Genomic DNA, 23,687 nt, shown 5'->3' with positions numbered 1-23,687 from the left:
ATGCCATGGAGCCGGGGCGTGGAGCGCCGACTAGGCCGCCCGGCGCTTCAGGTGCACCAGCAGCAGCGAGATCGCCGCGGGCGTGACACCGCTGATCCGCGCGGCCTGGCCGATCGTCGCCGGCTGCGCGCGCTTGAGCTTGAGCAGCACCTCGGCGGACAGGCCGCGCACCGCGTCGTAGTCGAAACCTGCCGGGATCGTGGTGTGTTCGTGGCGGCGCTGGCGCTCGATCTCCTCGCGCTGGCGCTCGAGGTAACCGGCGTACTTAGTCTGCACTTCGACCTGCGCGGCGACATGCTCGTGCTCGACCGCCGGACCCAGCTCGGGGACCGAGGTCAGCTTGGCATAGTCCAGCTCCGGCCGGCGCAGCAGGTCCAGTGCGTTGGTCTCGCGGCTGACCGCGATGCCCAGGTGCCTCTCGATCGCCGCACCCAGCGCATTGTTCGGCGCTGCCCAAAGCGCCCCGAGCCGCTGCGTTTCGCGTTCCACCGCCTCGCGCCTGGCGCGCAGCGCGTCGAAGCGTGGCTGTGGCACCACGCCCAGCGCGTGGCCGGTCTCGGTCAGGCGCAGGTCGGCGTTGTCCTCGCGCAGGTGCAGCCGGTACTCGGCGCGCGAGGTGAACATGCGGTACGGCTCGATGGTGCCGTTGGTGGTGAGGTCGTCGATCAGCACGCCGATGTATGCCTCGTCGCGGCGCGGATACCACGGCGCCTTGCCCTGCGTGGCGAGCGCGGCGTTCAGGCCGGCGATCACGCCCTGCGCGGCGGCTTCCTCGTAGCCAGTGGTGCCGTTGATCTGCCCGGCGAAGTACAGCCCGCCGATGGCTTTGGTCTCCAGCCACGGCTGCAGGCCGCGCGGATCGAAGTAGTCGTATTCGATGGCGTAGCCGGGGCGGGTGATGTGTGCCTGTTCGAAGCCCTTGATCGACCGGACCAGTTCCAGCTGCACGTCGAACGGCAGCGAGGTGGAGATGCCGTTGGGGTAGATCTCGAGGGTGTCCAGACCTTCCGGCTCGATGAACACCTGGTGCGAATCCTTCTCGGCGAAGCGCACCACCTTGTCCTCGATCGACGGGCAGTAGCGCGGGCCGGTGCCCTCGATCTGGCCGCTGTAGAGCGGCGAGCGGTCCAGCGCGCCGCGGATCAGCTCGTGGGTGCGCGCGGAGGTGTGGGTGATCCAGCAGCTGACTTGGCGCGGGTGTTCCTCGCGCGCGCCCAGATAGGAGAACACCGGCGCCGGATCGTCGCCCGGCTGCTCTTCCAGCTCGCTGAAATCGATGCTGCGCAGATCGATACGGGGCGGCGTGCCGGTTTTCAGGCGATCGGCGGCCACCGGCAGCTCGCGCAGGCGCTGCGCCAGGGTGGTGGCGGGCGGGTCGCCGGCCCGACCGCCGGCATATTGGGCCGGGCCGATGTGGATCTTGCCGGCCAGGAACGTGCCGGCAGTGAGCACCACCGCCGGGGCATGGAAGCTCACGCCCATCTGGGTGACCACGCCGGCGATCCGGCCACACTCGATGATCAGGTCGTCCACCGCCTGCTGGAACAGCTCCAGGTTCGGCTGGGTCTCGACGATCCGACGGATCGCCGCCTTATATAAGGTGCGGTCTGCCTGGCAGCGGGTGGCGCGTACGGCTGGTCCCTTCGAGGCGTTGAGCGTGCGCCACTGGATGCCGGCGCGGTCGGCGGCCTGCGCCATCGCGCCGCCCAGCGCGTCCACCTCCTTGACCAGGTGGCCCTTGCCGATGCCGCCGATGGCCGGGTTGCAGCTCATCTGGCCGATCGTCTCGATGTTGTGGCTGAGCAGCAGCGTGCGCGCGCCGGTGCGGGCTGCGGCGAGCGCGGCTTCGGTGCCGGCGTGACCGCCGCCGACCACGATGACGTCATAAGGTGTCGGGTGACGCATGGAACTGACCTGCTGGGTCCAAAAGTGGACGCGATAGGGCGGTATGGTACGGCGACCCCGCATCCGGGGTATTGATCCGAGCGACTGGCATGTTTCATGCAAAACGTGCCCCAGCACTTTTCGCGGGCAGACGCGGCGCCGCAAGGCGCGCCGAGATGGAACGACAGGGGTTCCATTGCGTGCCGGGAAAAGGAAGCGACGACGGCGCCTTCGGGCGCCGTCTTTTTTTGCTCTTCCAAAACGCCAAGCCCCGCGCCAGGTGGCGCGGGGCTTGGGTTTAGAGATCTGGCGTCCGGCGGTCTCAGGAACAGGGGGAATCCAGGATGACCGTGTTGCCGGACGCCAGAAACCGGAAATTCGTGGACTGATCTTCGAGTCCGGACTACCGGAGGCGTGAGCCGATGTTGGCCTCGAACGCGTGAACCCGATGTGACTGGAACGGCTTTTTTTGCCGAGTCACGGCAGCTCGTGACGTAGCGCGTCAGTCGCGTGATCGGGTACCAAAAAAAGTGTGATCGACGTCACGTGGTTGGCACGCGCGATGCATTTACCCCGACAAGCCAACCAACATCTCAAGGGGGAGTGTCATGGAACTGAGCCTCAACTTCGAACCCGTCTATCAGCAGCATGATCTGTGGATGGAGATCGGTCGCGTCGAACTGGCGATGGAGCAGCTGGCCCGTCGTACCGAGCAGGAGCGCGTTGTCCTGCGTCCGCGCCTGGAATCGCGTCGCCATCGTCTGCTCGAGCAGCTGCAGCAGCTCAGCGCCTGAGGTACCGCTCCCGGCCATCGGCCCGGCGTCGAGTTGCGACTCCGCTCCGCCGATGGCCCAGGACGGGCCCAAGCGCCACGTCCACTGGTTTCAGCGCGACAGCACGCTGGCCACGATCTCCGAAAGATTGCGCGAGAGCCCCGGCCGGCCGGCCAGGTCGGACAGGGCTTGCCGGGCCATGTCGCGCCGGACCGGTTCGAGTCGTTGCCAGCCGTTGAATGCGGTTGCCAGGCGGGCGGCGATCTGCGGATTGAGTGAGTCCAGCGTCGCCAGCCGCTCGGCCAGCAGTCGGTAGCCGGCGCCATCGGCGCGGTGAAAGCCGCTCGGGTTGCCGCTGGCGAACGTGCCAAGCAGCGCGCGGGCACGGTTGGGATTCTTCAGCGTGAAGGCCGGATCCTGTTCCAGTGCCTGCACGCGGCCGAGTGCGGGTTCTCCGGGGATCTGCGCCTGTACGGCAAACCACTTGTCCATCGCCAGCGGATTGTCCGCGTGGCGCCGGCGGAAGTCGGCCAGGGCGTCGGTCGCTTCCGCGGCACCGCCACGGACGAGTACTCCCAGCGCGGCCAGCCGATCGGTCATGCCCTTGGCCGAGCGGTACTGCGCGTCGGCCAGGGCGTGGGCGGTGTCGACGGCGACCAGGGCCAGCAGCTCCAGCACGCGTCGCTGGAGCCGGCGGCGGGCCTTGCCCGCGGCATCCAGCGCCAGCGGGCCGGGGGCATACAGTTCGCGATAGCGCCGTTCCAGCGCCTCGGCCCCGATCACCCGGCCGAGCCGGCTTTGCATGGCCTGGCGAAGCTCATGGATCTGTGCCGGATCCACCGCCTCCTGCCGTTCGGCCAGCTCGATCTCGCCCGGCGGGGTCAGCAGGTCGGCGAGCAGTGCGGCGTCGAGGCCGGGCTCGACGAACAGCCGCTTCAGGGCGCCGCTCCAGGCATCCAGCGCCTCCGCGCCGCCCGTGCGGCAATCATCGAATGCGCGCGCCGCCAGCTGCTGACCGGCCTCCCAGCGGTTGAATCCGTCCGGGTCGTGGGTGAGCAGCAGCGCCAGCTCGGCGGGTGCGTAGTCGCATTCGAGCAGTACCGGCGCGGAGAATCCGCGCAGCAGCGACGGCACCGGTGCGTGCGGTACCTGCTCGAAGGTGAAGCTCCGCTCGGATGCGTCGAGCACCACAACGGTTTCGGTGTCGTGCGCATGACCGTCCAGGTGCAGCGGCAGCATGTTGCCGTCGCGATCGAACAGGGCGAGCTTCACCGGGATCGGCACGGCGTGCTTGTCCGGCTGCGATGCGGACGGTGGCGTGTACTGCGACAAGGTGAGCGTGTAGCGCTGCGTGCCCTCGTCGTAGCGGCCACGCGCGCGCAGCCGCGGCGTACCGGACTGGCCGTACCAGGCGAGGTAGGGCATCAGGTCGATGCCGTTTGCCGCGCCCAGCGCGCCGAGGAAATCCTCCAGCGTCGCCGCGCGGCCGTCGTTGTCCGCGAAATAGCGATCCATGCCGCGACGGAAGCCCTCGGTACCCAGCCGGCCGGCGAGCATGCGCACCAGCTCGGCCCCCTTCTCGTAGACCGTCGCGGTGTAGAAGTTGTTGATCTCGCGATACTCGGACGGACGCACCGGATGCGCCAGCGGGCCGGCGTCCTCGGGGAACTGCGCGCGGCGCAGCAGGGCGACGTCCTCGATGCGCTTGAGCGACGGCGAGTTCATGTCCGCCGAGAACTGCTGCTCGCGGAACACCGTGAGACCTTCCTTCAGCGACAACTGGAACCAGTCGCGGCAGGTGACGCGGTTGCCGCTCCAGTTGTGGAAATACTCGTGCGCGACCACCGCCTCCACCGCCTTGTATTCGTCGTCAGTGGTGGTATCCGGGTCGGCCAGCAGGTACTTCGCATTGAAGATGTTCAGGCCCTTGTTCTCCATCGCGCCCATGTTGAAGTCATGGGTGGCGACGACGTGGAACACGTCCAGGTCGTAGCTGCGGCCGTAGGCCTGTTCGTCCCAGCGCATCGAGCGCTCCAGCGCATCCATCGCGTAGTGGCAGCTGTCGATCGCGTTGGCCTCGGACCAGATCACCAGCTTCACCGCGCGACCTTCGGCGGTGACGTAGTCGCGTTCGATCTTCTCCAGCCGTCCGGCGACCAGGGCGAACAGGTAGCAGGGCTTCGGGTGCGGGTCGACGAAGCGCGCCCAGTGGCGGCCATCCGGCAGTTCGCCGGTGCCATCCGGGTTGCCGCCGGCCAGCAGTACCGGGAAGCGTGCCCGGTCCGCGCGCAGGGTCACCGTGTAACGGGCCAGCACGTCGGGACGGTCGGGGAAGAAGGTGATGTGGCGGAAGCCCTCGGCCTCGCATTGGGTCAGCAGGAAGCCGGTCTCGCGGCTGCCGGACAGGTACAGTCCCTCGAGCGCGGTGTTGGCGGCCGGCTGCACACGCACACGCGTGGTCAGCACGCTGCCGTCGCGCATGCCGCTCACCTCGAGCACGTTGTCGGTGTGACGCCACCGGCCCGGATCCAGCGGCGCGCCGTCCACCGCGATCGACAGCAGCTCCAGTCCCTCGCCATCCAGCCGCAGCGGCGCATCGGCCGCGCCGTGCAGGGTGAGGTGGGCGGTGACTTCGCTGCTGTCGATGCCGAGGTCGAACTCCAGGGCGACGTCGCTCACCCGCCAGGCGGGTGGGGTGTAGTCGGCCAGGCGGATCGGCGCGGCGGAGGTTTCGGGACGTGCGGGCATGGCGGCAAGGCTGTCTGGGGGCCGGTCAGGCTAACATGGCGGACCCCTTCCACCGGTTCAAGGCAATGCGCTTCGAAGCCCGTTCCGACGCCCTCGGGGCATACCCGCTCGTGGTGTTGAGCGACACGTCCCGCGGCCGCTCCGTGCGGATCGCCCACCATGGCGCCACCGTGTTGTCGATGCAGGTCACGCATGCCGGCCGTGTCGTCGATGTGGCAGATGGCTACCGCGACGAAGCCGAACTGGCCGCCCGCCCCAGCTCGCGCTTCGCGATCATGGCGCCGTTCGCCAATCGCATTGCCGACGCACGCTACCGTTTCGACGGGGTCGAGCATGACCTGCAGCCGGGGGTGCCCGAGGGCGAGCGCGCCGCCCGCCATGGTTTCGTGCGCGGTACCGACTTCGAGCTGGCGCGGCTGCATGCCGACGAGCACATGGCCGAGGCACGCTTCACGACGAGGATCGCCGCCGACGCGCATCCGGGTTATCCGTTCGCGATCGGGCTGGCGATCCACTATCGGCTCGACGAGCGCGGACTGACGCTGCAGGCGTCCATGCACAACGAGGGCGATCGGCCGGCGCCGTGCTTCTTCGGCTGGCACCCGTATTTCCGCCTTGGCGACACGCCGCTGGACACCTGGGAGCTGCAGATTCCCGCGGCCACCACGGTGGCCACCGATGCCCGGTACATTCCGCTTCCCGGCGCGGCGGCCAGAAAGCCACTGGACGAGACGCCGGGGCTGGACCTCCGCGCGATGCGTCCGGTCGGACCGCTCAAGCTCGACAACGCCTACGTCGACCTGGCGGCCGATACCGACGGGCTGATCCGCAGCCGACTGCGCGATCCAGCCAGCGGGCTGGGCCTTGCGCTGTGGCAGGAGCGCGGCGTGACGCTTGCGTTCAGTGCCGACACGGTCAGCCGCGACGTGCGCCGCTCGCTGGCGGTGGAGCCGATGGAAAGCTGGGCCGACGCCTTCAACCGCCCCGATTGTGCCGACGCGATCCGCCTCGAGCCTGGTGCACAGCGCAGTTTCCGCTGCGGCGTGGAGTTCGAGACCGCATGAGCCACGACCATCTGCCGGACTTCGACCAGATCCGCGCCGCTGCCGCACGGATCGCGCCGCACGCGACGGTGACGCCGGTGCTTCGCAGCGCCGCGCTGGACGCGCTGGCCGGTGCCGAGCTGCACTTCAAGTGCGAGAACTTCCAGCGCGGCGGCGCCTTCAAGTTCCGCGGTGCCTGCAACGCGGTGTGGTCGCTGGTCGGCGACGAGGCGCGCGCCGGCGTGGTCACCCATTCCTCCGGCAACCATGGCACGGCGCTGGCGCTGGCCGCTGCGACCCGCGGCATCCCGGCGCACGTGGTGGTGCCGGAGGGTGCGGTGCAGGCCAAGCTCGCCCTGATCGAACGGGCCGGCGCGGTGCTGCATCGCTGCGCGCCGAACCAGTCCGCGCGCGAGGCAAGCGCTGCCGAGGTGCAGCAGGCCACTGGCGCGCAGCTGGTCCATCCGTATGCCGATGATCGCGTGATGGCGGGGCAGGGCACGATCGCGCTGGAACTGCTGGCGCAGGTGCCGGCGCTCGATGCGCTGATCACGCCGGTCGGCGGTGGCGGCCTGGCGTCGGGCGTGGCGATCGCAGCGCACGGCCTGCGTCCTGGTTTGCCGCTGTTTGGCGCCGAGCCGGCAGGTGCCGATGACGCGGCGCGGTCGCTGGCCGTCGGCGAGCGGGTCCAGAGTGTGGTGCCGGACACCCTGTGCGACGGCCTGCGGGCCCTGATCGGCCAGCCGAACCTCGCCGCCCTGCGCGAGCACGCGATCGACGTGATCACCGTCAGCGACGAAGAGACCATCGCCGCCATGCGCCTGCTGTGGCGGGAGTTGCGAATCGTGGTGGAAGTTTCCAGCGCCACCGTGCTGGCCGCGGTGCTGAAGTCAGGCGAGCGCTTCGCTGGCCGGCACGTCGGCCTGGTGCTCACCGGCGGCAACGTCGACCTGGACGCGCTGCCCTGGTGAGTCGCCTCAGTCTGCGGTGACGGCTTCCGGAGCGACCGGCCCGGTGTCGCTCTCGGCGGGTGCGTCGGCGTGCGCGGCATGGTCCACCCGCACCGGCCGATAACCGGGGCCGAACGAGACCTCGCCCGGCTTCCAGCCGTCCAGCGTGCGCACCGCGCCCCAGAAACGCTTGAAGGCCGCCCAGTGCAGGCCGACCAGGCCGTGGTCGTTGTCCTCGTCCACCACCGGGTCGCCGACGCCGGTGGGGCGGATCGGCTCGCCGTACAGCGCGGTGCCGAACAGCACGTCCCAGATCGAGAACACCTGGCCGTAGTTGCAGTTGTGCAGGTTCGGACGGGTCGGGTCCACCCGCATGTGATGCAGGCGGTGGAAGGTGGGGTCGACGAAGATCCGCCCGAACAGCGGGCCGAAGTTCAGCCGCGTATTGGTGTGCGAGAAGTTCTGCACCAGTTCGCCCAGCAGCATCAGCCAGGCGAAGTCGGTCGGCGCCACGCCGATCGCCAGGCCGACCACGGCGAGGATCATCGACTGGATGAAGCCGTCCACCAGGCTGCCGCGGTCGTTGGTCCAGCAGCTCATCTGCCGCGTGCTGTGATGCATCGAATGCAGTGCCCACCACCACGGCAGCGCGTGCTGCACGCGGTGCATGGTGTAGTACACCAGGTCGTAGATCACGTAGTAGACGACGAACAGCGCCAGCGGATGGTGGTCCAGCACCGGGAACCAGTGGGTGATGCCGAGGATCGAGTCGCGGCTGGAGGTGTCCGGCCCGCTCGAGACGCCGCCGAAATAGTTCGCGATCGGCGTCAGCACCAGGTAGGAGAACAGCGGGAAGATCCCGATCAGCATCCACAGCGTGTACTGGAAGTCGACCCGGGTCAGCTTGCGGTCGCTCCAGCGTTCGGCCGGCCAGAAGGTTTCCAGCGGGCGGAACAGACAGGCGATGATCGCCACCTGCACCACCGCGATCATCAGCGATTCGGCGATCTCGCGCGGGTCGCCGGCCAGCTTGTCGATGTGCAGCGACTGCAGCAACGGCAGCACGCCGTGCTGCGAGAAGGCATCGACCAGGGCGGACCAGGCGTGGGCGGGCGAGAACATCGAACGTGGCTCCGGCAGGAGACTGCGTAGCCTGCCACGAAAGTCTTTCCCATGGGTTTCGGGCGAGGCGCTACAGTGCTCGCCGATTCCTTGCGGAGCAAGCCATGCAACGTTGTCCGTGGGCCGGTACCGATCCGCTGATGTGCGCCTACCACGACCACGAGTGGGGCACGCCGCTGCACGACGATCGCGCGCTGTTCGAGTTCCTCTGCCTGGAGGGCGCGCAGGCCGGTCTGTCGTGGCGCACGGTGCTGGCCAAGCGCGAGCGCTACCGCGAGGTCTTCCACGATTTCGAGATCGCCCGCGCCGCCGCGTTGACCGACCGCCAGCTGGACAAGCTGCTGGCCGACCCGGGCATCATCCGCAATCGCCTGAAGGTGTCCTCGGTACGCGACAACGCCAGGGCGGCGCTGGCAGTGATCGACGAGCACGGCAGCCTGGATGCCTACTTCTGGTCGTTCGTCGACGGCCGGCCGATCCGCAACGCCTGGCGCAGCCCGGCGGAAGTCCCGGCCACCACGCCGCTGTCCGACCGCATGAGCAAGACGCTGAAGAAGCGCGGCTTCCGCTTCGTCGGCAGCACCATCTGCTACGCCTTCATGCAGGCCACCGGCATGGTCGACGACCACCTCGTCGACTGTTTCCGGCACGACGTGGACGCGCGCTAGTCACGTGTCCCGGCGCGCGCCCGGTGCGCCGGGTGGGCGTGATCCTCGTGCAGCAGTCGCCGGCTCACGCCGTTGGTCCAGCCGAACCCGTCCTGCAGCGGGTATTCGCCGCCGCCACCGCCGTGGGCGCCGTCGGCCTCGTGCACCAGCACGTACTTTTCCACCAGCTTGCACTCGCGCTGGTACAGGCTGCCGACCGTGTGCAGCCAGCGCGAGGCAATTTCGCGGGCGAGCCCGGCTTCGCCGTTCTGCGCGAAGCCGCGGATCGCCAGCCATTGCAGCGGTGCCCAGCCGTTGGGGCGGTCCCACTGCTGGCCGCTCTCATCTTCGCTGGTGGCCACGCCGCCCTGCACCAGCAGGCGGTCGCGCACCGTCGCGGCGACCGCGGCGGCCTGCGCCGGCGCGGCGGCACCGACGAACAGCGGCGTGGTGGTGGCGGCGGTCAGCCGCGGACTGGCCTGGCCGTGGCGCCAGTCGTAGTCGACGTAGTGCTGCCGCTGCGCGTCCCACAGCCAGCGGTCCATCGCCGCCTGCCGCTCGCGGGCGCGCGCCGCGAAGTCGGTCGCGATGTCGGTTTGACCGCCGAGCGCCGCCAGTCGGGCGATCTCGCTCTCCAGCTTGTAGAGCAGGCTGTTGAGATCCACCGGCAGCATCGCCGTGGTGCGGATGCTGGACAGCGTATCGGTGCGGTCGCACCAGCGCGCGCTGAAATCCCAGCCGGAGGCCGCGGCCGCACGCAGATCGCGATAGACCTCGTCGGCCGGGCGACCGCTCTGCGCAGCGGTGGCCTCGTCCTCGCGGAACGATTCCTCGCGCGGCGTATCGCGATCGTCCCAGTAGCGGTTGAGCAGGCTGCCGTCCTCCAGTCGCACGCAGTGCCGGTGGGCCTCGCCGGGCCGCAGCGCGTCGGCACCGTCCATCCACCAGTCATGCTCGCGCCGCAGGTGCGGCAGGTAGCGCAGGGCCTGGCACAGCCGGTGTTCCTCGAACAGGCCGACCATCAGCGCGAATACCGGGGGTTGCGAGCGGCTGAGGTAGTAGCTGCGGTTGCCGTTGGGCACGTGGCCGTAGTGCTCGATCAGCCAGGCGAAGTTGTCCGCCATCGTGCGCAGCAGGTCATGCCGGCCGCTTTCGGCCAGGCCAAGCATGGTGAAGTACGAATCCCAGTAGTACAGCTCGCGGAAGCGCCCGCCCGGGACCACGTAGGCCTGCGGCAGCGGCAGCAGCGATCCGTTGGCCGGATGCTCGCGCGGCTCCCGGGTGAGCACCTGCCAGAGGCCGTCGATGTGTTGCTTCAGCGACTGGCCGGGGTCGGATGCATAGTGGTGACCCGGTGCCTTCTCCTCGCGGAAGTGCTCATGCACGAAGGCCGCTAGGTCGAAACCCGGCTGGTCGCGGTCCCTGCGGTAGCTTTCCAGGATGCGCGCGGGCGAGGCGCGCGGCACGCAGTCGACGAAGCTCTTGCTGTCCTCGAACACCCGCCCGCGCTGCACGGCGACGAACAGCTCACGGTAGCGGTCGGCCGGGGTCAACGGGTCGGCCACCGGGACATGGGCGACACGATCGAGGGTGTCGCGCGGAAGGCTTCCGTCGGGACTCATTGTTCGTTGTAGCTCCACAGCAGGCCGCCATCGACGAACAGCGTGGTACCGGTGACGTAGGCGGCCTCGTCGCTGGCCAGGAACAGCGCGGCGTTGGCCACGTCTTCCGGGCGGCCGAGGCGGCGCAGCGGGATATTCCCGAGAAGCGCGTCGAGCTCCTTGCCGTTCGATAGCAGCGCCGCGTTGATCGGTGTCTTCACCGCGCCGGGAGCGATGTTGTTGACGCGGATGCCGAGTGGCGCCAGTTCGATCGACAGATTGCGCATCAGCATCTTCACCGCACCCTTGCTTGCCGCGTAGCTGGCGAAATGGGGAAACGGCAGCTCCTCGTGCACCGAGCTGATGTTCACCACCGCGCCGTCGCCGCCGCGCTCTTGCACGTGCCGGGCGAACGCCTGGGTCGCGAAGAACGTGCCCCGGAGGTTCACCCCGAGCACGGCGTCGAAGTCCGCTTCCGTCACGTCGAGGAAATCGGCCCGCTTCTCGATGCCTGCGTTGTTCACCAGCACGTCGACCCGGCCCATCGCGGTCACGGCCTGCGCGATCACGCGGGCGTCCACCGCCGCGTCGCCGATGTCGCCGCCGATCACGCAGCCGTCGCTGCCGGCCTGGCGAACCCGGGCGAGCGTCTCCTCCGCGGCCGCGTCGTCGCTGCGATCCTCGACCACCACGCGTGCGCCTTCCTCGGCCAGCCGCACCGCGATGGCACGGCCGATACCCTGGCCGCTGCCGGTGACCAGCGCCACCTTGCCCTGCAATCGCATGTTCGCTCCTCGTCCGGATGACCGGTTCCCGACGATGGCAGGACGCCCGTGAAGGCCACGGCAGCGAAGCGTCAGCAGGGCCGCGCGACGGCGCGAAATATCTTGCGGGGCCGCGACGCCGATGCCCCGGAGGCGACTGCTGCCATCCGCCGTCAGCAGCCTGCATGCCGGGGCATGGGCGGGGTGCACGCAACCTGACACCATGCGGCTCCTGTCCCCGCGCGATGCCCCGCATGTCCGAGTCCCACCGCCAGACACCGTTGTGGGTGGCGATCGCCGCGTTGCTGGTCGCGATGAGCTCGTACCAGTGCGGTGCGGCCATCGCCGAGCGCCTGTTTCCCGCGGTCGGCGCGCAGGGCGCCACCGCGTTCCGGCTCGGCCTGGCCGCCACGGTGCTGCTGCTGTGGCGCCGACCATGGCGTCGCTGGCGCCGCGGTGCGGGTTGGCGCGTGCTGTGGGGCTACGGCCTGTCGATGGGCGCGATGAACCTGGTGTTCTATCTGGCCCTGCGCACGATCCCGCTGGGCATCGCGGTGGCTCTGGAGTTCACCGGCCCGCTGGCGATCGCGCTGTTCGGGTCGCGCCGTGCACTGGATGTCGCGTGGGTGCTGCTGGTGGTGTTCGGCCTGGCCCTGCTGTTGCCGCTGCACCGGCAGGATCACGCGCTCGATCCGGTCGGCGTCGCCTATGCATTGGCCGCCGGCCTGGGCTGGGCGCTGTACATCCTGTTCGGCCAGAAGGCCGGCGCGGCCTACGGCAACGATGCGGTCACCTGGGGCATCGCGATCGGCGCCCTGCTCGCCGTACCGGCCGGCGTGGCCCATGCCGGTCCGGCGCTGCTGACGCCTTCGCTGCTGCCGCTCGGGCTGGGTGTGGCGGTACTCAGCTCGGTGCTGCCGTATTCGCTGGAGATGATCGCGCTGACCCGGCTGCCGGCCCGCCATTTCAGCGTGCTGCTGAGCCTCGAGCCGGTGATCGCCTCCCTGGCCGGCAGCGCCTTCCTGGGCGAGCGGCTCGGACCCTTGCAGTGGTTGGCGGTCGCGGCGATCGTGGTCGCTTCGGCGGGCACCGCATACACCGCGCGCAAGCCGGTGACCGAACCGCTGCCGAACTGACGAAGCGTCGATCCGGGCCATGCGTCGCTCCACCGACGTGCATCCGGCATCCCGAATGCCGGCGACGTGCGCGGCGGCTGACGCCAGCGGCAGGCCGCTTCAGCGCCGCGGACGGTTCTGGCGACGTGTTAGTGTCCGATCGTCAGGAAGCCATCCGGGTGGGGAGTTCCATGTTTTCACGTCGCGTCCTTTGCGCATGCGCGGTGCTGGTGCTGTCCGTTCCGTCGTGCGTACTGGCGGCCAGCCAGGGCCGCCTGATGAAGCTGACCACGACCACCACCCTGCACATGCAGGGCATGGCGATGCCACCGCGCGTGATGAGTCGCGAGGTCTGCACGGCGCCGGCAGGGTTCGATCCGCGCCAGCTGGTCAGTACCCGCAACGGCTCGGATTGCAAGGTCAGCGATTACCGCCAGCGCGGCCACACCATCACCTTCCATGTGGCCTGCACCCGGCCGCAGAAGGTCAGCAGTGACGGTACGTTCCACCAGCTGGCCGACAGTGGCTTCGACGGCGAGATGCGCACGACGACCGCGGTCGCCGGCCACGATGCCACGCTCGATACCCGCTACGTCGGCCAGCACGTAGGCGACTGCAGCTACACGCCACCGACGCACTGACGGCAGGGCGCGGACTCAGCGCCGGCGCGAGCCGCGCAGGCTGTCCACCGAGAAGGTGGCGATCTCGCCGCCGCCGGCGCCGCGGCGCGACTGTCCCGGCGGCGGGCCCCAGGCGTGCGCGGTCACCACTTCCCAGGTGGCCGGAATGCGGCCGTCCACGCGCATCGCTTCGTACGCCTCGAGCATGCGGCGATAGTGGCTCTTGCCGGTGAGGTGGCGTTCGCGCGCGGTGTCCGCGTGGGTGGCGCCGAGGCCCTTGAGCTCCTTCAGCAGCATCGCCGGCGAGCTGTAGGTGAGGGTGAAGCGGTCCACGTCGAGCACCGGATCGCGCAGGCCGGCGCTGATCAGCGCGTCGCCGACGTCGTGCATGTCCAGGAAGCGGCTGACGTGCGACCGCTCATCGGCGCTGGCCCAGGCCGCGCGCAGCTCCTTCAGCGTGTCCGGGCCGAAGGTGGAGAAGGCGAGCAGGCCGCCCGGCTTGAGCACGCGCGCACACTCGCCGAACAGTGCGCCGAGGTCGTCGATCCACTGGAAGCACAGGTTGGAGTGTAGCACGTCGACGCTGTGGTCGGGGAACGGCAGCGCGGTGGCGTCGGCGCACACGCGCTGGAACGGTTTCAGCCAGCGGCTGTGCTGCTTCGCGGCCTGCAGCATCGGTACCGCAAGGTCCACCGCGATCACCTCGGCCTTGCCGTAGCGCTCCTTCAGCAGCGCACTGCCGCGACCGGTACCGGCGCCCACGTCGAGCACGCGCTGCGGCGTTTCCAGATAGAAGCCGAGACGCTCGAGCAGCAGCTTCTGCACTTCCTGCTGGAGCGCGTCGTGCTGCTCGTAGCTGCGCGCGGCGCGGGCGAAGTTGCGGCGTACGCGGGCGCGGTCGAGATGGAAGGTGTCGCTCATCGGATTTGTTCCAGCAGCGGGCGCAGCGCGTCCACCACGGCATCGACGTGGCCGAGGAAGGGCGCGTGGCCGGCGTGTGCGATCTCGTGGAAGTCGCCCTGCGCGCGGGTGGCCGACCAGCGCATCGCATCCGGATGCACCAGGCGGTCGCGGCGGCCGGCGATCCAGATGTTGGGCAGGCACAGCGTGGCCAGCTCGCCGCGCCAGTCGGTGTGCTCCAGCAGGGCGATGCCTTCCTGCAGCACGCGCAGGTCCGGCTCGCCGTGGGCGAACACCGATTCGCGCAGGCGGCGCAGCTCGGCGCGCGGATCGGCGCTGCCCATCGCCTCCAGCGCGAGGAAGCGCTCCAGCGTGGCGTGGTAGTCGGTCTCCAGATCCAGCGCCAGCTGGTGCACCAGTGCGCCGTCGCTGCCCTGTGGCCAGTTCTCGCCGCGCACGAACTTGGGCGTGGCGCAAAGCATGGCCAGGCCGCGTGCGGGGATGGTGGGCTCGCGCGCGGCGGCCAGCGCTACCAGTCCGCCCATCGACCAGCCCAGCCACACCGCGGGCGGTACGGCGTCGGCGATGGCGCGGGCGATCGCGAACGGCTCCAGCGGCAGGCCGCAGTCGCGCGAGCGGCCGTGGCCGGGCAGGTCGACCACGTACAGCGTGCAGGTGTCCTGAAGCGCCTCGGCCAGCGGCGCGAACACGCCGCCGTGCATGGCCCAGCCGTGGATCAGCACCAGCGGCACCGGGCCGCGCCCCCGGGTCTCGATGAACAGGCTCATGGCGTGGCGGCGTCCGTCGGCGGGGCAGGGGCCAGCGTGGGGTCGACCGCGCCGCGGTCGTCGAACACGAAGCAGTCGCCCTGCCAGTGCGCGCCGCCGGTTTCCTCGAAGTACTTCAGGATGCCGCCCTCGAGCTGGAACACGCGCTCCATGCCCTGCGCCTGCATGTACAGCGCGGCCTTCTCGCAGCGGATGCCGCCGGTGCAGTACGACACCACCGTCTTGCCTTCGTAGCGCGCGCGGTCGGCGGCCAGCGCCTCGGGAAATTCGGTGAAGCGGGCGATGCGGTAGTCCACCGCCTGCGGGAACTTGCCGACGTCGGTCTCGTAGGCGTTGCGGGTGTCCAGCAGCACCACCTCGCGGCCGTCGTCGTCGTGGCCCTGGTCCAGCCAGCGCGCCAGCGTGGTCGCGTCCACCGCCGGCGCGCGCCCCTCAATCGGGCGCAGCTGCGGTTGGCGCAGGGTGATGATCTCCTTCTTCAGCCGCACGCGCAGGCGACCGAACGGCGCGTCGTCGGAGGGCGAGGCCTTCGCTTCCAGGCCGGCGAAGCGCGGGTCTTCGCGCAGCCAGTCCATGAAGGCCCCGGTGGCTTCGGGCGGACCGGCCAGGAACAGGTTGATGCCTTCCGGCGCCAGCAGCACGGTGCCCTTCAGTGCCAGCGCCTCGGCGCGTTCGCGCAGCCGCTCGCGCAGGGCGGGCAGGTCGTCCAGCGGCACGAAACGGTAGGCGGAGAGATTGACGATCGACATGGGAATGGGGGTCGGGCAACTGCGCATTATAGGTCGACTAGGAATCTGTCCCCTTCCGTCGGTGCGGCCAGCGGTTAGACTGCCTGGCGGCAACGACAGGGAGAGGGGAACGTGGCCGACTGCAACCACTGCGGCAAGACGATCCTGTTCGGGGGGCGAAGGATCGATGGCGTGCGCTATTGCAGCGCCGCCTGCGCGGGGCGACATCCGCTGCTGGCGCGCGCCGAGCTGGTACCCGAGCACGTGCTGCAGAAGCACGTCGAGGACTGGCACCGCAGTGCCTGCCCGCGCTGCAACCGGCCCGGTCCGATCGACGTCTATCGCCACCATCGCGTGCATTCCTTCGTGTTGCTGACCCAGTGGCACACCCGGCAGAGCGTGAGCTGCCGTCGTTGCGGGCGACGCAGCCAGATCGCCAGCGCGCTGTATTCCGCGGTGCTGGGGTGGTGGGGCCTGCCATGGGGGTTGGTGGTGACGCCGGTGCAGGTCGGGCGCAACCTCGCGGCCGCGTTCCGCGGCGCGCCCGTTGCACCGTCGGAATCGTTCCGGCGGCTGGTTCGCCTGCAGCTGGCGCAGCAGACGCTGGCGCCGCCACGACGGGACTGATCATCGGCCGGCAGCCGCCGGACGAACGCGTCCGAGTGCTTCCAGCAAGCGGTCCACGTGGTTTTCCTCGTGCGCGGCGCTCAGCGTGATGCGCAGGCGCGCCTGCCCGGACGGCACGGTCGGCGGGCGGATCGCGGTGACCAGCAGGCCCTGCGCCTCCAGCGCCTGCGAGGCGGCCAGCGCGGCTCCGGCATCGCCGAGCAGCAGCGGCTGGATCGCGGTGGGTGAATCCATCAGTGGCAGGCCAAGCTCGGCCGCGCCGTGGCGGAAGCGCGCGACCAGGGCGGCGAGTTTCTCGCGCCGCCAGTCCTCCTCACGGGCCAGTCTCACGGCCGCGAGCGCGGCTGCGGCGAGCGCCGGCGGCATCGCGGTGGAGTAGACGTGGGGGCGGGCGAACTGGGTCAGTCCCTCGATCAGCGCCGCGGATCCGGCGACGAAGGCCCCGGCACAGCCCAACGCCTTGCCCAGCGTGGCCATCAGCACGGGGGCTTCCGTCTCGCCAAGGCCGGCGGCGGCGACGCTGCCGGCACCCTGTTCGCCCAGCACACCCAGGCCGTGCGCGTCGTCGACCATCAGCGTGGCGCCCTCGCGCGCAGCGAGCGCGGCGAGCGTGGCCAGCGGCGCGACGTCGCCGTCCATGCTGAACACGCCGTCGGTGGCGAGCAGGGCCGGCGCACTGGCGCGGCTGGCCAGCTGGCGGGCCGCGCCGGCCGGGTCTGCGTGCGGATACCGCTTCAGTTCGGCACCGGCGAGGCGGCAGCCGTCGATCAGGCTGGCGTGGTTGAGCTTGTCCTGCACGCAGATGGCGCCATCCACGCCGCCGAGCAGGGCCTGCTGCACGCCGAGGTTGGCGGCATAGCCGGTGGAGAACAACAGCGCGCGCTCGCGGCCGGTCCAGTCGGCCAGCGCCTCTTCCAGCTTCGCGTGCTCGCGCCGGTGGCCGCAGACCAGGTGTGCCGCCGTGCTGCCGACGCCCTCGTCGTCGGCGACGCGCTTGAACGCGGCGATCAGCTGCGGATGCTGTGCCAGCCCCAGGTAGTCGTTGCTGCAGAAGCCGAGCAGGCGGCGGCCGTCGATCTCCAGCCATGGGCCTTCGGCATGCTCGACCGAGCGTGTGCGGCGCAGCAGGGCAGCGCGCGCGCGTTCGGCCGTCTGGACGGCCAGCCGCGCGAGCAGGTCGGGGCGGGTCATCGCCGCAGGGTCAGGCGGCGCAGCCGCAACCCTGGCCGCAGCCGGCGGCACTGGTGCCGGCTTCCAGGATGTCGGCGTGCACGGTGCCGGACTCCTCCACCACTTCCAGCGCGTGCAGGTCGAGCCGGCGGAACAGCGCCCGGTCGGCTTCCACGTCGGGGTTGCCGGTGGTCAGCAGCTTCTCGCCGTAGAAGATCGAGTTGGCGCCGGCGAAGAAGCACAGCGCCTGCACCGCGTCGTCCATCTGCTGCCGCCCGGCCGACAGCCGCACCATCGAGGCCGGCATCAGGATGCGCGCCACCGCGATGGTGCGCACGAACTCGAACGGGTCCAGCGCCTCGGTGCCGTGCAGCGGCGTGCCTTCCACCTGCACCAGCTGGTTGATCGGCACGGACTCGGGATGCTCGGGCAGGTTGGCCAGGGTCTGCAGCAGGCCGGCGCGCTGGCCGCGCGTTTCGCCCATGCCGACGATGCCGCCGCAGCAGGTTTTCAGGCCGACCTCGCGCACGTGCTCGAGCGTGTCGAGGCGGTCCTGGTATTCGCGGGTGTGGATGATCTCGCCGTAGAACTCCGGCGCGGTGTCCAGGTTGTGGTTGTAGTAGTCCAGCCCTGCCTGCTTCAGCGTGGCGGCCTGTTCGCCGCTGAGCATGCCCAGCGTGGCGCAGGTCTCCAGGCCCAGCCCTTTCACCGCCGAGACGATTTCGGCGACCTTCGCCACGTCGCGGTCCTTCGGACTGCGCCAGGCCGCGCCCATGCAGAAGCGGCTGGCGCCGGCGGCCTTGGCGGCCTGGGCGCGGGCGACCACGGCATCCACGCTCATCAGCTTCTCCGCCTGCACGCCGGTGGCGTAGCGCGCCGCCTGCGGGCAGTAGGCGCAGTCTTCCGGGCAGCCGCCGGTCTTGATCGACAGCAGGGTCGACACCTGCACCGCGTTCGGATCGTGGTGCGCGCGGTGCACGCTGTGCGCGCGGTGCAGCAGTTCGTTGAACGGCAGGGCGAACAGCGCGGCGACTTCCTCGCGGGTCCAGTCGTGGCGCAGGGCAGGTGCGGTCATGGGAGGGGCTCCATCGGGCAGGCCGCGAGTGTGGGAAGCCGCTTCCGGAGTGTCAACTCGATGCGCGTACGAATGGTTGACGGTGGGCCGTGCAAGGGTCCGCTACCATCACGGGGACACCATCGGAGAGATGACGGCATGAGCGCAGGACAGGGCAGCACCGGCAACGTGATCGCGGCAGTGTGCAGCTTCTTCATCCCCGGGCTGGGCCAGCTCGTACAGGGCCGTCTGCTCAAGGCGATCGTGATGTTCGTGCTGGCGGCGGTGCTGTGGTGGTTCCTGCTGGGCTGGATCATCCACCTGTGGTCGATCCTCGACGCGGCGATGTTCAAGCCGTCGAACTGACCGGTCCCGCCCGCGCATGGAGGCGCTCCGTTCCCGACTGGCCGAGCTCGGCCGCTGGCTGCTGCCGGCGCGGTGCCTGCTGTGCGGCGCGGCCGGCCACGACGACCTGGACCTGTGCCGCGACTGCGCCGCCGAACTGCCGCGCAACCGGTCGTGCTGCGCCCGGTGCGCCCTGCCGCTGGCCATGCCGGCGGCGTTGTGCGGACGATGCCAGCGACGCGCGCCGCCGTGGGACGCGGCATGGGCGCCGTTCCGCTATGGCTGGCCGCTGGACCGGCTGGAGTCGCGCTTCAAGTTCGGACGCGATCTCGCCGCCGGGCGCTCGCTGGCGGCGCTGTGGTTGCGCGAATCCTGTCCGGTGCCGTTGCCGGACTTGATCCTCCCTGTGCCGCTGCATCGTGGACGACTGCGCCAGCGTGGCCACAACCAGGCGCTGGAGCTGGCGCGCCCGCTGTCCCGTGGGCTCGGCGTTCCGCTGCGCCAGGACCTGCTGCAGCGTCCGCGCGACACGCGGGCACAGAGCGAGCTGGACGCCGTCGCCCGTCGCCGCAATGTGCGCGGTGCATTCGCGTTGCGCCAGGGAGTCGTGCTCCCGGCCCACGTGGCGATCGTCGACGATGTGATGACCACCGGTTCGACGCTTGCCGAGTGCGCGCGCGTCCTGCGGCGGGCCGGGGTCGGCCGGGTCGATGCATGGGCACTGGCGCGTGCACCAGCGCCGCGCGGCTGAGCGCCAGGGACCAATGCGCGGAAATTTGATCAGCGTCAATCAAGCTGTCCCCGCGCTGCGCCGATACCCGCACCGAACGCCCGACGAAACGGGCCCGAGGTGCAATCTGCCATGCGCGTCAACCTTCCGGTTACCCAGAACAACTATGAGCTGCATCCCGGCGATGCGCTGGTCTCCACCACCGACCTGCGGGGGCAGATCACCTACTGCAATCCGCCTTTCGTCACCGTCAGCGGCTTTGAGCGCCACGAGCTGATCGGCAGCCCGCACAATCTGATCCGCCATCCGGACATGCCACGCGAAGCGTTCCGCGACATGTGGGAGACGCTCAAGGCTGGCCGGCCATGGACTGCTCTGGTGAAGAACCGTCGCAAGAACGGCGACCACTACTGGGTCCGCGCCAACGTCACTCCGGTGGTGACCGCGGGCGGCGACATCACCGGCTACATGTCGGTGCGCACGTGGGCATCGCCAGCGGAGATCGCCGAGACGGTTGCCATCTACGCGCGTATGGTCGAGGCCGAGCGCGCCGACCAGCCGCTGCCACTACGCCTGCGCGAGGGCCGCATCGAGCGTCCAGGCGTGGCCCGCGCGCTGGTCCGCCGGGTGGCAGGGTCCACCGCGCTGCGCACCCTGCTGGGCATGACTGCGATCGTTGCGCTGCCGCTGGTGGTGGCCCGCAGCCCGTGGGCGGCCGCGTACGCCGGTTGGCTGGTGCCCCTCGTGGTGGTGCTGGAGGCCGTGGGAGGCCTCGCGCTCTACCGCACCTCGGTCCAGCGTACGCTGGAGGACCTCGCGGCGAACGCGCGAGCGGTGGCGGCCGGCGACCTGTCACGCCCGATGTTCAGCCGCGACAGCTTCCTCGCCCGGGCCGTGGGACGCGAGCTGACCCAGCTCAGCGTCAACCTGCAGGCGGTGGTGGGCGATGTGCGCGAGGAAGTGGGCCGTTTCGGCGGCACGGCCCAGTACATCTCTGGCGCGGTCAGCGACCTAGCCGAACGCACTGAGTCGCAGGCGGCCAGTCTCGAGGAGGCCGCGGCGACGATGGAGGAGTTCACCGCCACGCTGCAGCAGAACCGCGAACGCTCGCGCGAGGCCTCGCACACCGCCGACACCGCGGCCGAGGCGGCCGGCCAGGGTCGGGTAGCCATTGAGGACGTCCGTACGGCGATGGCCGCCATCCACAAGTCATCCGACGACATCGGCGAGATCACAGCGCTGGTCGACGAGCTGGCGTTCCAGACCAACCTGCTGGCGCTCAACGCGGCGGTCGAGGCGGCCCGCGCCGGCGAACACGGCCGCGGCTTCGCGGTAGTGGCCGGGGAAGTGCGTCAGCTGGCGCAGCGCAGCGCTGGCGCCGCGCGGGACATCCGGCGCCTGATCGGCACCGCCGGCGAGCACGTGCAGCAGGGTCGCCGCTCGGTCGAGCATGCCGACGAACAGGTCGGCTCCATCGTCGAGGCCGTAGCGCGCACGCGCATGCTGGTGGGGGAGATCCACGCCACCGCCGACGAGCAGGCCTCGGCGATCGGCCAGATCAACGACACCATCGCCAACCTCGACGTGGTGACTCAGCGCAATGCGGCGATGGCGTCGGAAATCCGCGCCTCGGCTGGCGGTCTGCTCGACCAGTCCCGGGTGCTTGGCGAGGCGGTCAGCGTGTTCCGCGTCGCCGGCAAGGAAGCGACTCCCTCGGGCAGCCCGGCGCGTCCCCGCGCCGCAGCGGTGGAGGCCTCGCAGCGGGAGCGGCCGCCGCACGTGCCCAAGGCAGCGGGTCGGCCGCGACCGTTGCCGTCAGCGCAGCGCCAGCGCTAGGACGATCCCCACCCACAACACCAGGCCGAGCCAGTTGTTGTGGCGGAAGGCGGCCAGGCAGGCCTCGCGGTCGCGCGTGCGGATGCGCCAGAGCTGATGCCCGAACAGCCCGAGGCTGGCCAGCAGCGCCAGCCAGTATGGCCAGCCCAGATGGGCGCGCTGGCCGACGAACAGCATCGCCAGCGCGAAGGTGGCCATCAGGATGCCGAGGATCGGCAGGTCCGCATCGCCGAACAGGATCGCGGTGGACTTGGCGCCGGCCCTGATGTCGTCCTCGCGGTCCACCATCGCGTACTCGGTGTCGTACACCACCGACCACACCACGTTGCCCAGGAACAGCAGCCAGCCCAGCGGCGGCACGGTGTTGGACACCGCGGCGAAGGCCATCGGGATCGACCAGCCAAACGCCGCGCCCAGCACCACCTGCGGCATGTAGGTGTAGCGCTTGGTGAACGGGTACAGCGCCGCGAGCGCGGCGCCGGCGAACGACAGCTTGATGGTCAGCGCGTTGGTGAACAGCACCAGCACGAAGGCGAACGCGAGCAGTGCGCCGAACACGACCAGCGCCTCGCGCGGGGTGACCCGCCCACTGGCGATCGGCCGGCCGGCGGTGCGCGCCACCTGCGGGTCCAGTTCGCGGTCGGCGTAGTCGTTGATGGCGCAGCCGGCTGCGCGCATGGCGAACACGCCCAGGGTGAAGATGACCAGCGTCGGCCACGGCGGGAAATCGTCCGCGGCCAGCCACAGCGCCCACCAGGTCGGCCACAGCAGCAGCAGGGCGCCGATCGGACGATCCATGCGGGTCAGCACGAGGTAATCGTGGGCCTTCGCGCGTGCGCCGGGCGGCAGCGGGGCAAGCAGCACATCCAGCACCCGGGTGGCGCGTTTCGACGCGTCAGCGGGCCGCGGCGTGGCGCGGCTGGGTGCCGGTCGGTTTCGGGTGGCCGGCGAAGGCGGGGCGGGGCGGTGGGGGCGTTTGCGCGAGGTCGGTGCCATCGGCGAAGTCTAGCGCGCGGGGCCGGCCGGACACCGCGTCCCGGGCCGTACCACCGGTGCGGCCACCTCAAGTTGTTGCGCATCGGGTCGATAAGCCCCCACTGGCATCACCCGATGCCGGGTACCCGGGGAGGGTGCCCGAACGCAGTCCGAGTCCGGGAGTCTCGTGTCCATCGATCCAGTCGCCACCGTCGATCCCGTGCCGCCGCGTTCTGCGGAGGTGCCGGGTTGGGTGTCCGGGGGCGAGGCTACGCAGGCACGCCTGGTGGACTCGGTGGCGCACTTCACCCACCAGCGCGACACCGAGGCGCTGGATCACAGCCTCACCCTGTCGCTGGCCGAGCTGGCCGACGCGCGCTCGGTGACCTTGTACAAGCGCGCGGGCGAGCGCAGCGGACCGCAGGAGAGCCTGGTGCGCTGCTCCCGCAACGCGCTGGGTCGCTTCAACATCGATCTGGTGCCGCGGTCGGCGGACGCCTCCACCGATCTGCTGCTGCAACAGGGCGAGCGTGACGGCGGTTGCGTACGCCTGCGCGACGGCGGTTACGGGATGCTGGTGCCGATCCGCCACGATGGCCGGATGATCGGCGCACTCATGCTGGAGTCCGAGCACCCGCTGGAAATGCTGCGGCCGCTGGTGGAGGGCTTCGCCCGCATCTACGCCAACTACGTCGGTCTGCTCGACGAGAGCGAACGCGACAAGCTCACCGGCCTGTACAATCGCCGCAGCTTCGATCGCCACCTGCAGCGGCAGCTCCATGGCACGCGCCCTCGCGAGGGCGAGCAGGCGGGACAGACCTGGCTGGCGATCCTCGACATCGATCACTTCAAGCGGATCAACGACACCTGGGGTCACCTCTACGGCGACGAGGTGATCCTGATGATCGCCCAGCAGATGCGCGCCAGCTTCCGCCACGGCGACGCGCTGTTCCGCTTCGGCGGCGAAGAGTTCGTGGTGCTGATGTCCGCGATCGACCGGGAGGCAGCCACTGCCGCCCTGCAGCGCTTCCGCACGCGGGTGCAGGATCATGAGTTTCCGCAGGTCGGCCAGGTGACCGTGAGCGTGGGCTTCGCGGTGATCGGCCCGCACGATTATCCGGCCACCGTGCTGGACCGCGCCGACAAGGCGCTGTATTTCGCCAAGAACAGCGGCCGCAACCAGGTCTTCAGCTACGAGGACCTGCGTGCCCGTGGCGCGCTGGACGGGGATGTGACCGCCGGCAGCGTCGACCTGTTCTGAGCGGCG

The 23,687-nt window shown here is 70.1% G+C and carries 22 protein-coding genes; 11 read left to right on the top strand and 11 right to left on the bottom strand.

Annotated features, from left to right (window positions below; translation table 11 throughout):
* Positions 1-30 precede the first annotated feature (30 nt).
* Positions 31-1,905, bottom strand: coding sequence for a tRNA uridine-5-carboxymethylaminomethyl(34) synthesis enzyme MnmG (gene mnmG / locus C693_RS0102625; RefSeq protein ID WP_017460698.1), 1,875 nt, complete (start codon positions 1,903-1,905; stop codon positions 31-33).
* Between the two features lie 587 nt (positions 1,906-2,492).
* On the opposite strand from mnmG, the gene C693_RS0102620 reads away from it, so the two are divergent.
* The gene (locus C693_RS0102620; protein ID WP_017460697.1) at positions 2,493-2,678 is read left to right on the top strand and encodes a hypothetical protein; all 186 of its coding nucleotides are present in this window, start codon (positions 2,493-2,495) and stop codon (positions 2,676-2,678) included.
* 90 nt (positions 2,679-2,768) lie between these two features.
* Here C693_RS0102620 and pepN read toward each other — a convergent pair whose 3' ends face one another.
* A complete protein-coding gene (gene pepN / locus C693_RS0102615; protein ID WP_017460696.1) occupies positions 2,769-5,405 on the bottom strand; it encodes an aminopeptidase N in 2,637 nt (878 codons plus the stop codon).
* A gap of 35 nt (positions 5,406-5,440) precedes the next feature.
* On the opposite strand from pepN, the gene C693_RS0102610 reads away from it, so the two are divergent.
* Positions 5,441-6,469, top strand: a complete 1,029-nt coding sequence (locus tag C693_RS0102610) for a hypothetical protein (RefSeq protein ID WP_017460695.1) — start codon at positions 5,441-5,443, stop codon at positions 6,467-6,469.
* Positions 6,466-7,419: a pyridoxal-phosphate dependent enzyme gene (locus C693_RS0102605; protein WP_017460694.1), complete on the top strand. Its 954-nt coding sequence runs from the start codon at positions 6,466-6,468 to the stop codon at positions 7,417-7,419. Before C693_RS0102610 ends, C693_RS0102605 begins: the two co-directional genes overlap by 4 nt.
* A 6-nt stretch (positions 7,420-7,425) precedes the next feature.
* Here the strand turns inward: C693_RS0102605 and C693_RS0102600 are convergent, their stop codons facing one another.
* Positions 7,426-8,520, bottom strand: a complete 1,095-nt coding sequence (locus C693_RS0102600; RefSeq protein WP_017460693.1) for a sterol desaturase family protein — start codon at positions 8,518-8,520, stop codon at positions 7,426-7,428.
* A 104-nt stretch (positions 8,521-8,624) separates the two neighbouring features.
* Between C693_RS0102600 and C693_RS0102595 the strand changes: the two genes are divergently transcribed.
* On the top strand, positions 8,625-9,188 hold the full coding sequence (locus C693_RS0102595) for a DNA-3-methyladenine glycosylase I (RefSeq protein WP_017460692.1): 564 nt from the start codon (positions 8,625-8,627) through the stop codon (positions 9,186-9,188).
* Here the strand turns inward: C693_RS0102595 and treF are convergent.
* Both treF and C693_RS0102585 read right to left on the bottom strand, forming a co-directional pair.
* Positions 9,185-10,789, bottom strand: coding sequence for an alpha,alpha-trehalase TreF (treF, locus tag C693_RS0102590; protein ID WP_017460691.1), 1,605 nt, complete (start codon positions 10,787-10,789; stop codon positions 9,185-9,187). The genes C693_RS0102595 and treF overlap by 4 nt on opposite strands.
* Complete coding sequence (locus C693_RS0102585; protein ID WP_017460690.1) at positions 10,786-11,553, bottom strand: SDR family NAD(P)-dependent oxidoreductase; 768 nt, start codon at positions 11,551-11,553, stop codon at positions 10,786-10,788. The genes treF and C693_RS0102585 overlap by 4 nt, the downstream gene beginning before the upstream one ends.
* 233 nt (positions 11,554-11,786) lie before the next feature.
* On the opposite strand from C693_RS0102585, the gene C693_RS0102580 reads away from it, so the two are divergent.
* Complete coding sequence (locus tag C693_RS0102580) at positions 11,787-12,668, top strand: EamA family transporter (protein ID WP_017460689.1); 882 nt, start codon at positions 11,787-11,789, stop codon at positions 12,666-12,668.
* A gap of 170 nt (positions 12,669-12,838) precedes the next feature.
* Complete coding sequence (locus C693_RS0102575) at positions 12,839-13,288, top strand: DUF3617 domain-containing protein (RefSeq protein WP_017460688.1); 450 nt, start codon at positions 12,839-12,841, stop codon at positions 13,286-13,288.
* A 15-nt stretch (positions 13,289-13,303) separates the two neighbouring features.
* Here the strand turns inward: C693_RS0102575 and bioC are convergent, their stop codons facing one another.
* Genes bioC through C693_RS0102560 form a run of 3 tightly spaced genes read right to left on the bottom strand, consistent with a single transcriptional unit; the run spans position 13,304 to position 15,704 of the window.
* Entirely contained in the window at positions 13,304-14,188 is an 885-nt protein-coding gene (gene bioC / locus C693_RS0102570) for a malonyl-ACP O-methyltransferase BioC (RefSeq protein WP_017460687.1), read from the bottom strand.
* Positions 14,185-14,955, bottom strand: a complete 771-nt coding sequence (gene bioH, locus C693_RS0102565; protein ID WP_017460686.1) for a pimeloyl-ACP methyl ester esterase BioH — start codon at positions 14,953-14,955, stop codon at positions 14,185-14,187. Before bioH ends, bioC begins: the two co-directional genes overlap by 4 nt.
* Positions 14,952-15,704 (bottom strand): sulfurtransferase, encoded by a 753-nt coding sequence (locus C693_RS0102560; protein ID WP_017460685.1) that lies wholly within the window; start codon positions 15,702-15,704, stop codon positions 14,952-14,954. Before C693_RS0102560 ends, bioH begins: the two co-directional genes overlap by 4 nt.
* A gap of 111 nt (positions 15,705-15,815) precedes the next feature.
* Between C693_RS0102560 and C693_RS0102555 the strand changes: the two genes are divergently transcribed.
* Positions 15,816-16,310 (top strand): hypothetical protein, encoded by a 495-nt coding sequence (locus C693_RS0102555; RefSeq protein ID WP_017460684.1) that lies wholly within the window; start codon positions 15,816-15,818, stop codon positions 16,308-16,310.
* Here the strand turns inward: C693_RS0102555 and bioF are convergent, their stop codons facing one another.
* Together bioF and bioB are read right to left on the bottom strand one after the other, a co-directional pair.
* Positions 16,311-17,501, bottom strand: coding sequence for an 8-amino-7-oxononanoate synthase (gene bioF / locus C693_RS0102550; RefSeq protein ID WP_026107126.1), 1,191 nt, complete (start codon positions 17,499-17,501; stop codon positions 16,311-16,313). It abuts the gene before it with no gap.
* A 10-nt stretch (positions 17,502-17,511) separates the two neighbouring features.
* On the bottom strand, positions 17,512-18,555 hold the full coding sequence (gene bioB, locus C693_RS0102545; RefSeq protein ID WP_017460682.1) for a biotin synthase BioB: 1,044 nt from the start codon (positions 18,553-18,555) through the stop codon (positions 17,512-17,514).
* Between the two features lie 138 nt (positions 18,556-18,693).
* Between bioB and C693_RS0102540 the strand changes: the two genes are divergently transcribed.
* From C693_RS0102540 to C693_RS20945, 3 genes are all read left to right on the top strand, one after another.
* Entirely contained in the window at positions 18,694-18,900 is a 207-nt protein-coding gene (locus tag C693_RS0102540; RefSeq protein ID WP_017460681.1) for a hypothetical protein, read from the top strand.
* Positions 18,901-18,916: 16 nt separating this feature from the next.
* Positions 18,917-19,630 (top strand): ComF family protein, encoded by a 714-nt coding sequence (locus C693_RS0102535; protein ID WP_017460680.1) that lies wholly within the window; start codon positions 18,917-18,919, stop codon positions 19,628-19,630.
* A gap of 111 nt (positions 19,631-19,741) precedes the next feature.
* On the top strand, positions 19,742-21,445 hold the full coding sequence (locus tag C693_RS20945; RefSeq protein ID WP_017460679.1) for a methyl-accepting chemotaxis protein: 1,704 nt from the start codon (positions 19,742-19,744) through the stop codon (positions 21,443-21,445).
* Here C693_RS20945 and ubiA read toward each other — a convergent pair.
* Entirely contained in the window at positions 21,425-22,318 is an 894-nt protein-coding gene (gene ubiA / locus C693_RS0102525) for a 4-hydroxybenzoate octaprenyltransferase (protein ID WP_017460678.1), read from the bottom strand. The two genes, C693_RS20945 and ubiA, sit on opposite strands and share 21 nt — an antisense overlap.
* A 289-nt stretch (positions 22,319-22,607) precedes the next feature.
* Between ubiA and C693_RS0102520 the strand changes: the two genes are divergently transcribed.
* Positions 22,608-23,681, top strand: a complete 1,074-nt coding sequence (locus tag C693_RS0102520; RefSeq protein ID WP_017460677.1) for a GGDEF domain-containing protein — start codon at positions 22,608-22,610, stop codon at positions 23,679-23,681.
* Positions 23,682-23,687: the final 6 nt, after the last annotated feature.

This window comes from Dyella ginsengisoli LA-4 (assembly GCF_000334915.1).
In the GTDB taxonomy this organism is placed as follows: domain Bacteria; phylum Pseudomonadota; class Gammaproteobacteria; order Xanthomonadales; family Rhodanobacteraceae; genus Dyella_A; species Dyella_A ginsengisoli_A.
Note: the sequence above shows the minus strand (reverse complement) of the source record. Positions and strands in the feature narration are given on the sequence as shown.

Excerpts from the sequence above, each read along its gene's own strand:
- C693_RS0102600 (WP_017460693.1), bottom strand. The coding sequence starts at position 8,520 with ATGTTCTCGCCCGCCCACGCCTGGTCCGCCCTGGTCGATGCCTTCTCG.
- C693_RS0102540 (WP_017460681.1), top strand. The coding sequence starts at position 18,694 with ATGAGCGCAGGACAGGGCAGCACCGGCAACGTGATCGCGGCAGTGTGC.
- mnmG (WP_017460698.1), bottom strand. The coding sequence starts at position 1,905 with ATGCGTCACCCGACACCTTATGACGTCATCGTGGTCGGCGGCGGTCAC.
- treF (WP_017460691.1), bottom strand. The coding sequence starts at position 10,789 with ATGAGTCCCGACGGAAGCCTTCCGCGCGACACCCTCGATCGTGTCGCC.
- bioF (WP_026107126.1), bottom strand. The coding sequence starts at position 17,501 with ATGACCCGCCCCGACCTGCTCGCGCGGCTGGCCGTCCAGACGGCCGAA.
- bioC (WP_017460687.1), bottom strand. The coding sequence starts at position 14,188 with ATGAGCGACACCTTCCATCTCGACCGCGCCCGCGTACGCCGCAACTTC.
- C693_RS0102560 (WP_017460685.1), bottom strand. The coding sequence starts at position 15,704 with ATGTCGATCGTCAATCTCTCCGCCTACCGTTTCGTGCCGCTGGACGAC.
- bioH (WP_017460686.1), bottom strand. The coding sequence starts at position 14,955 with ATGAGCCTGTTCATCGAGACCCGGGGGCGCGGCCCGGTGCCGCTGGTG.
- C693_RS0102595 (WP_017460692.1), top strand. The coding sequence starts at position 8,625 with ATGCAACGTTGTCCGTGGGCCGGTACCGATCCGCTGATGTGCGCCTAC.
- C693_RS0102610 (WP_017460695.1), top strand. The coding sequence starts at position 5,441 with ATGGCGGACCCCTTCCACCGGTTCAAGGCAATGCGCTTCGAAGCCCGT.
- C693_RS20945 (WP_017460679.1), top strand. The coding sequence starts at position 19,742 with ATGCGCGTCAACCTTCCGGTTACCCAGAACAACTATGAGCTGCATCCC.
- C693_RS0102585 (WP_017460690.1), bottom strand. The coding sequence starts at position 11,553 with ATGCGATTGCAGGGCAAGGTGGCGCTGGTCACCGGCAGCGGCCAGGGT.
- C693_RS0102575 (WP_017460688.1), top strand. The coding sequence starts at position 12,839 with ATGTTTTCACGTCGCGTCCTTTGCGCATGCGCGGTGCTGGTGCTGTCC.
- C693_RS0102620 (WP_017460697.1), top strand. The coding sequence starts at position 2,493 with ATGGAACTGAGCCTCAACTTCGAACCCGTCTATCAGCAGCATGATCTG.
- bioB (WP_017460682.1), bottom strand. The coding sequence starts at position 18,555 with ATGACCGCACCTGCCCTGCGCCACGACTGGACCCGCGAGGAAGTCGCC.
- pepN (WP_017460696.1), bottom strand. The coding sequence starts at position 5,405 with ATGCCCGCACGTCCCGAAACCTCCGCCGCGCCGATCCGCCTGGCCGAC.
- C693_RS0102535 (WP_017460680.1), top strand. The coding sequence starts at position 18,917 with ATGGAGGCGCTCCGTTCCCGACTGGCCGAGCTCGGCCGCTGGCTGCTG.
- C693_RS0102605 (WP_017460694.1), top strand. The coding sequence starts at position 6,466 with ATGAGCCACGACCATCTGCCGGACTTCGACCAGATCCGCGCCGCTGCC.
- C693_RS0102580 (WP_017460689.1), top strand. The coding sequence starts at position 11,787 with ATGTCCGAGTCCCACCGCCAGACACCGTTGTGGGTGGCGATCGCCGCG.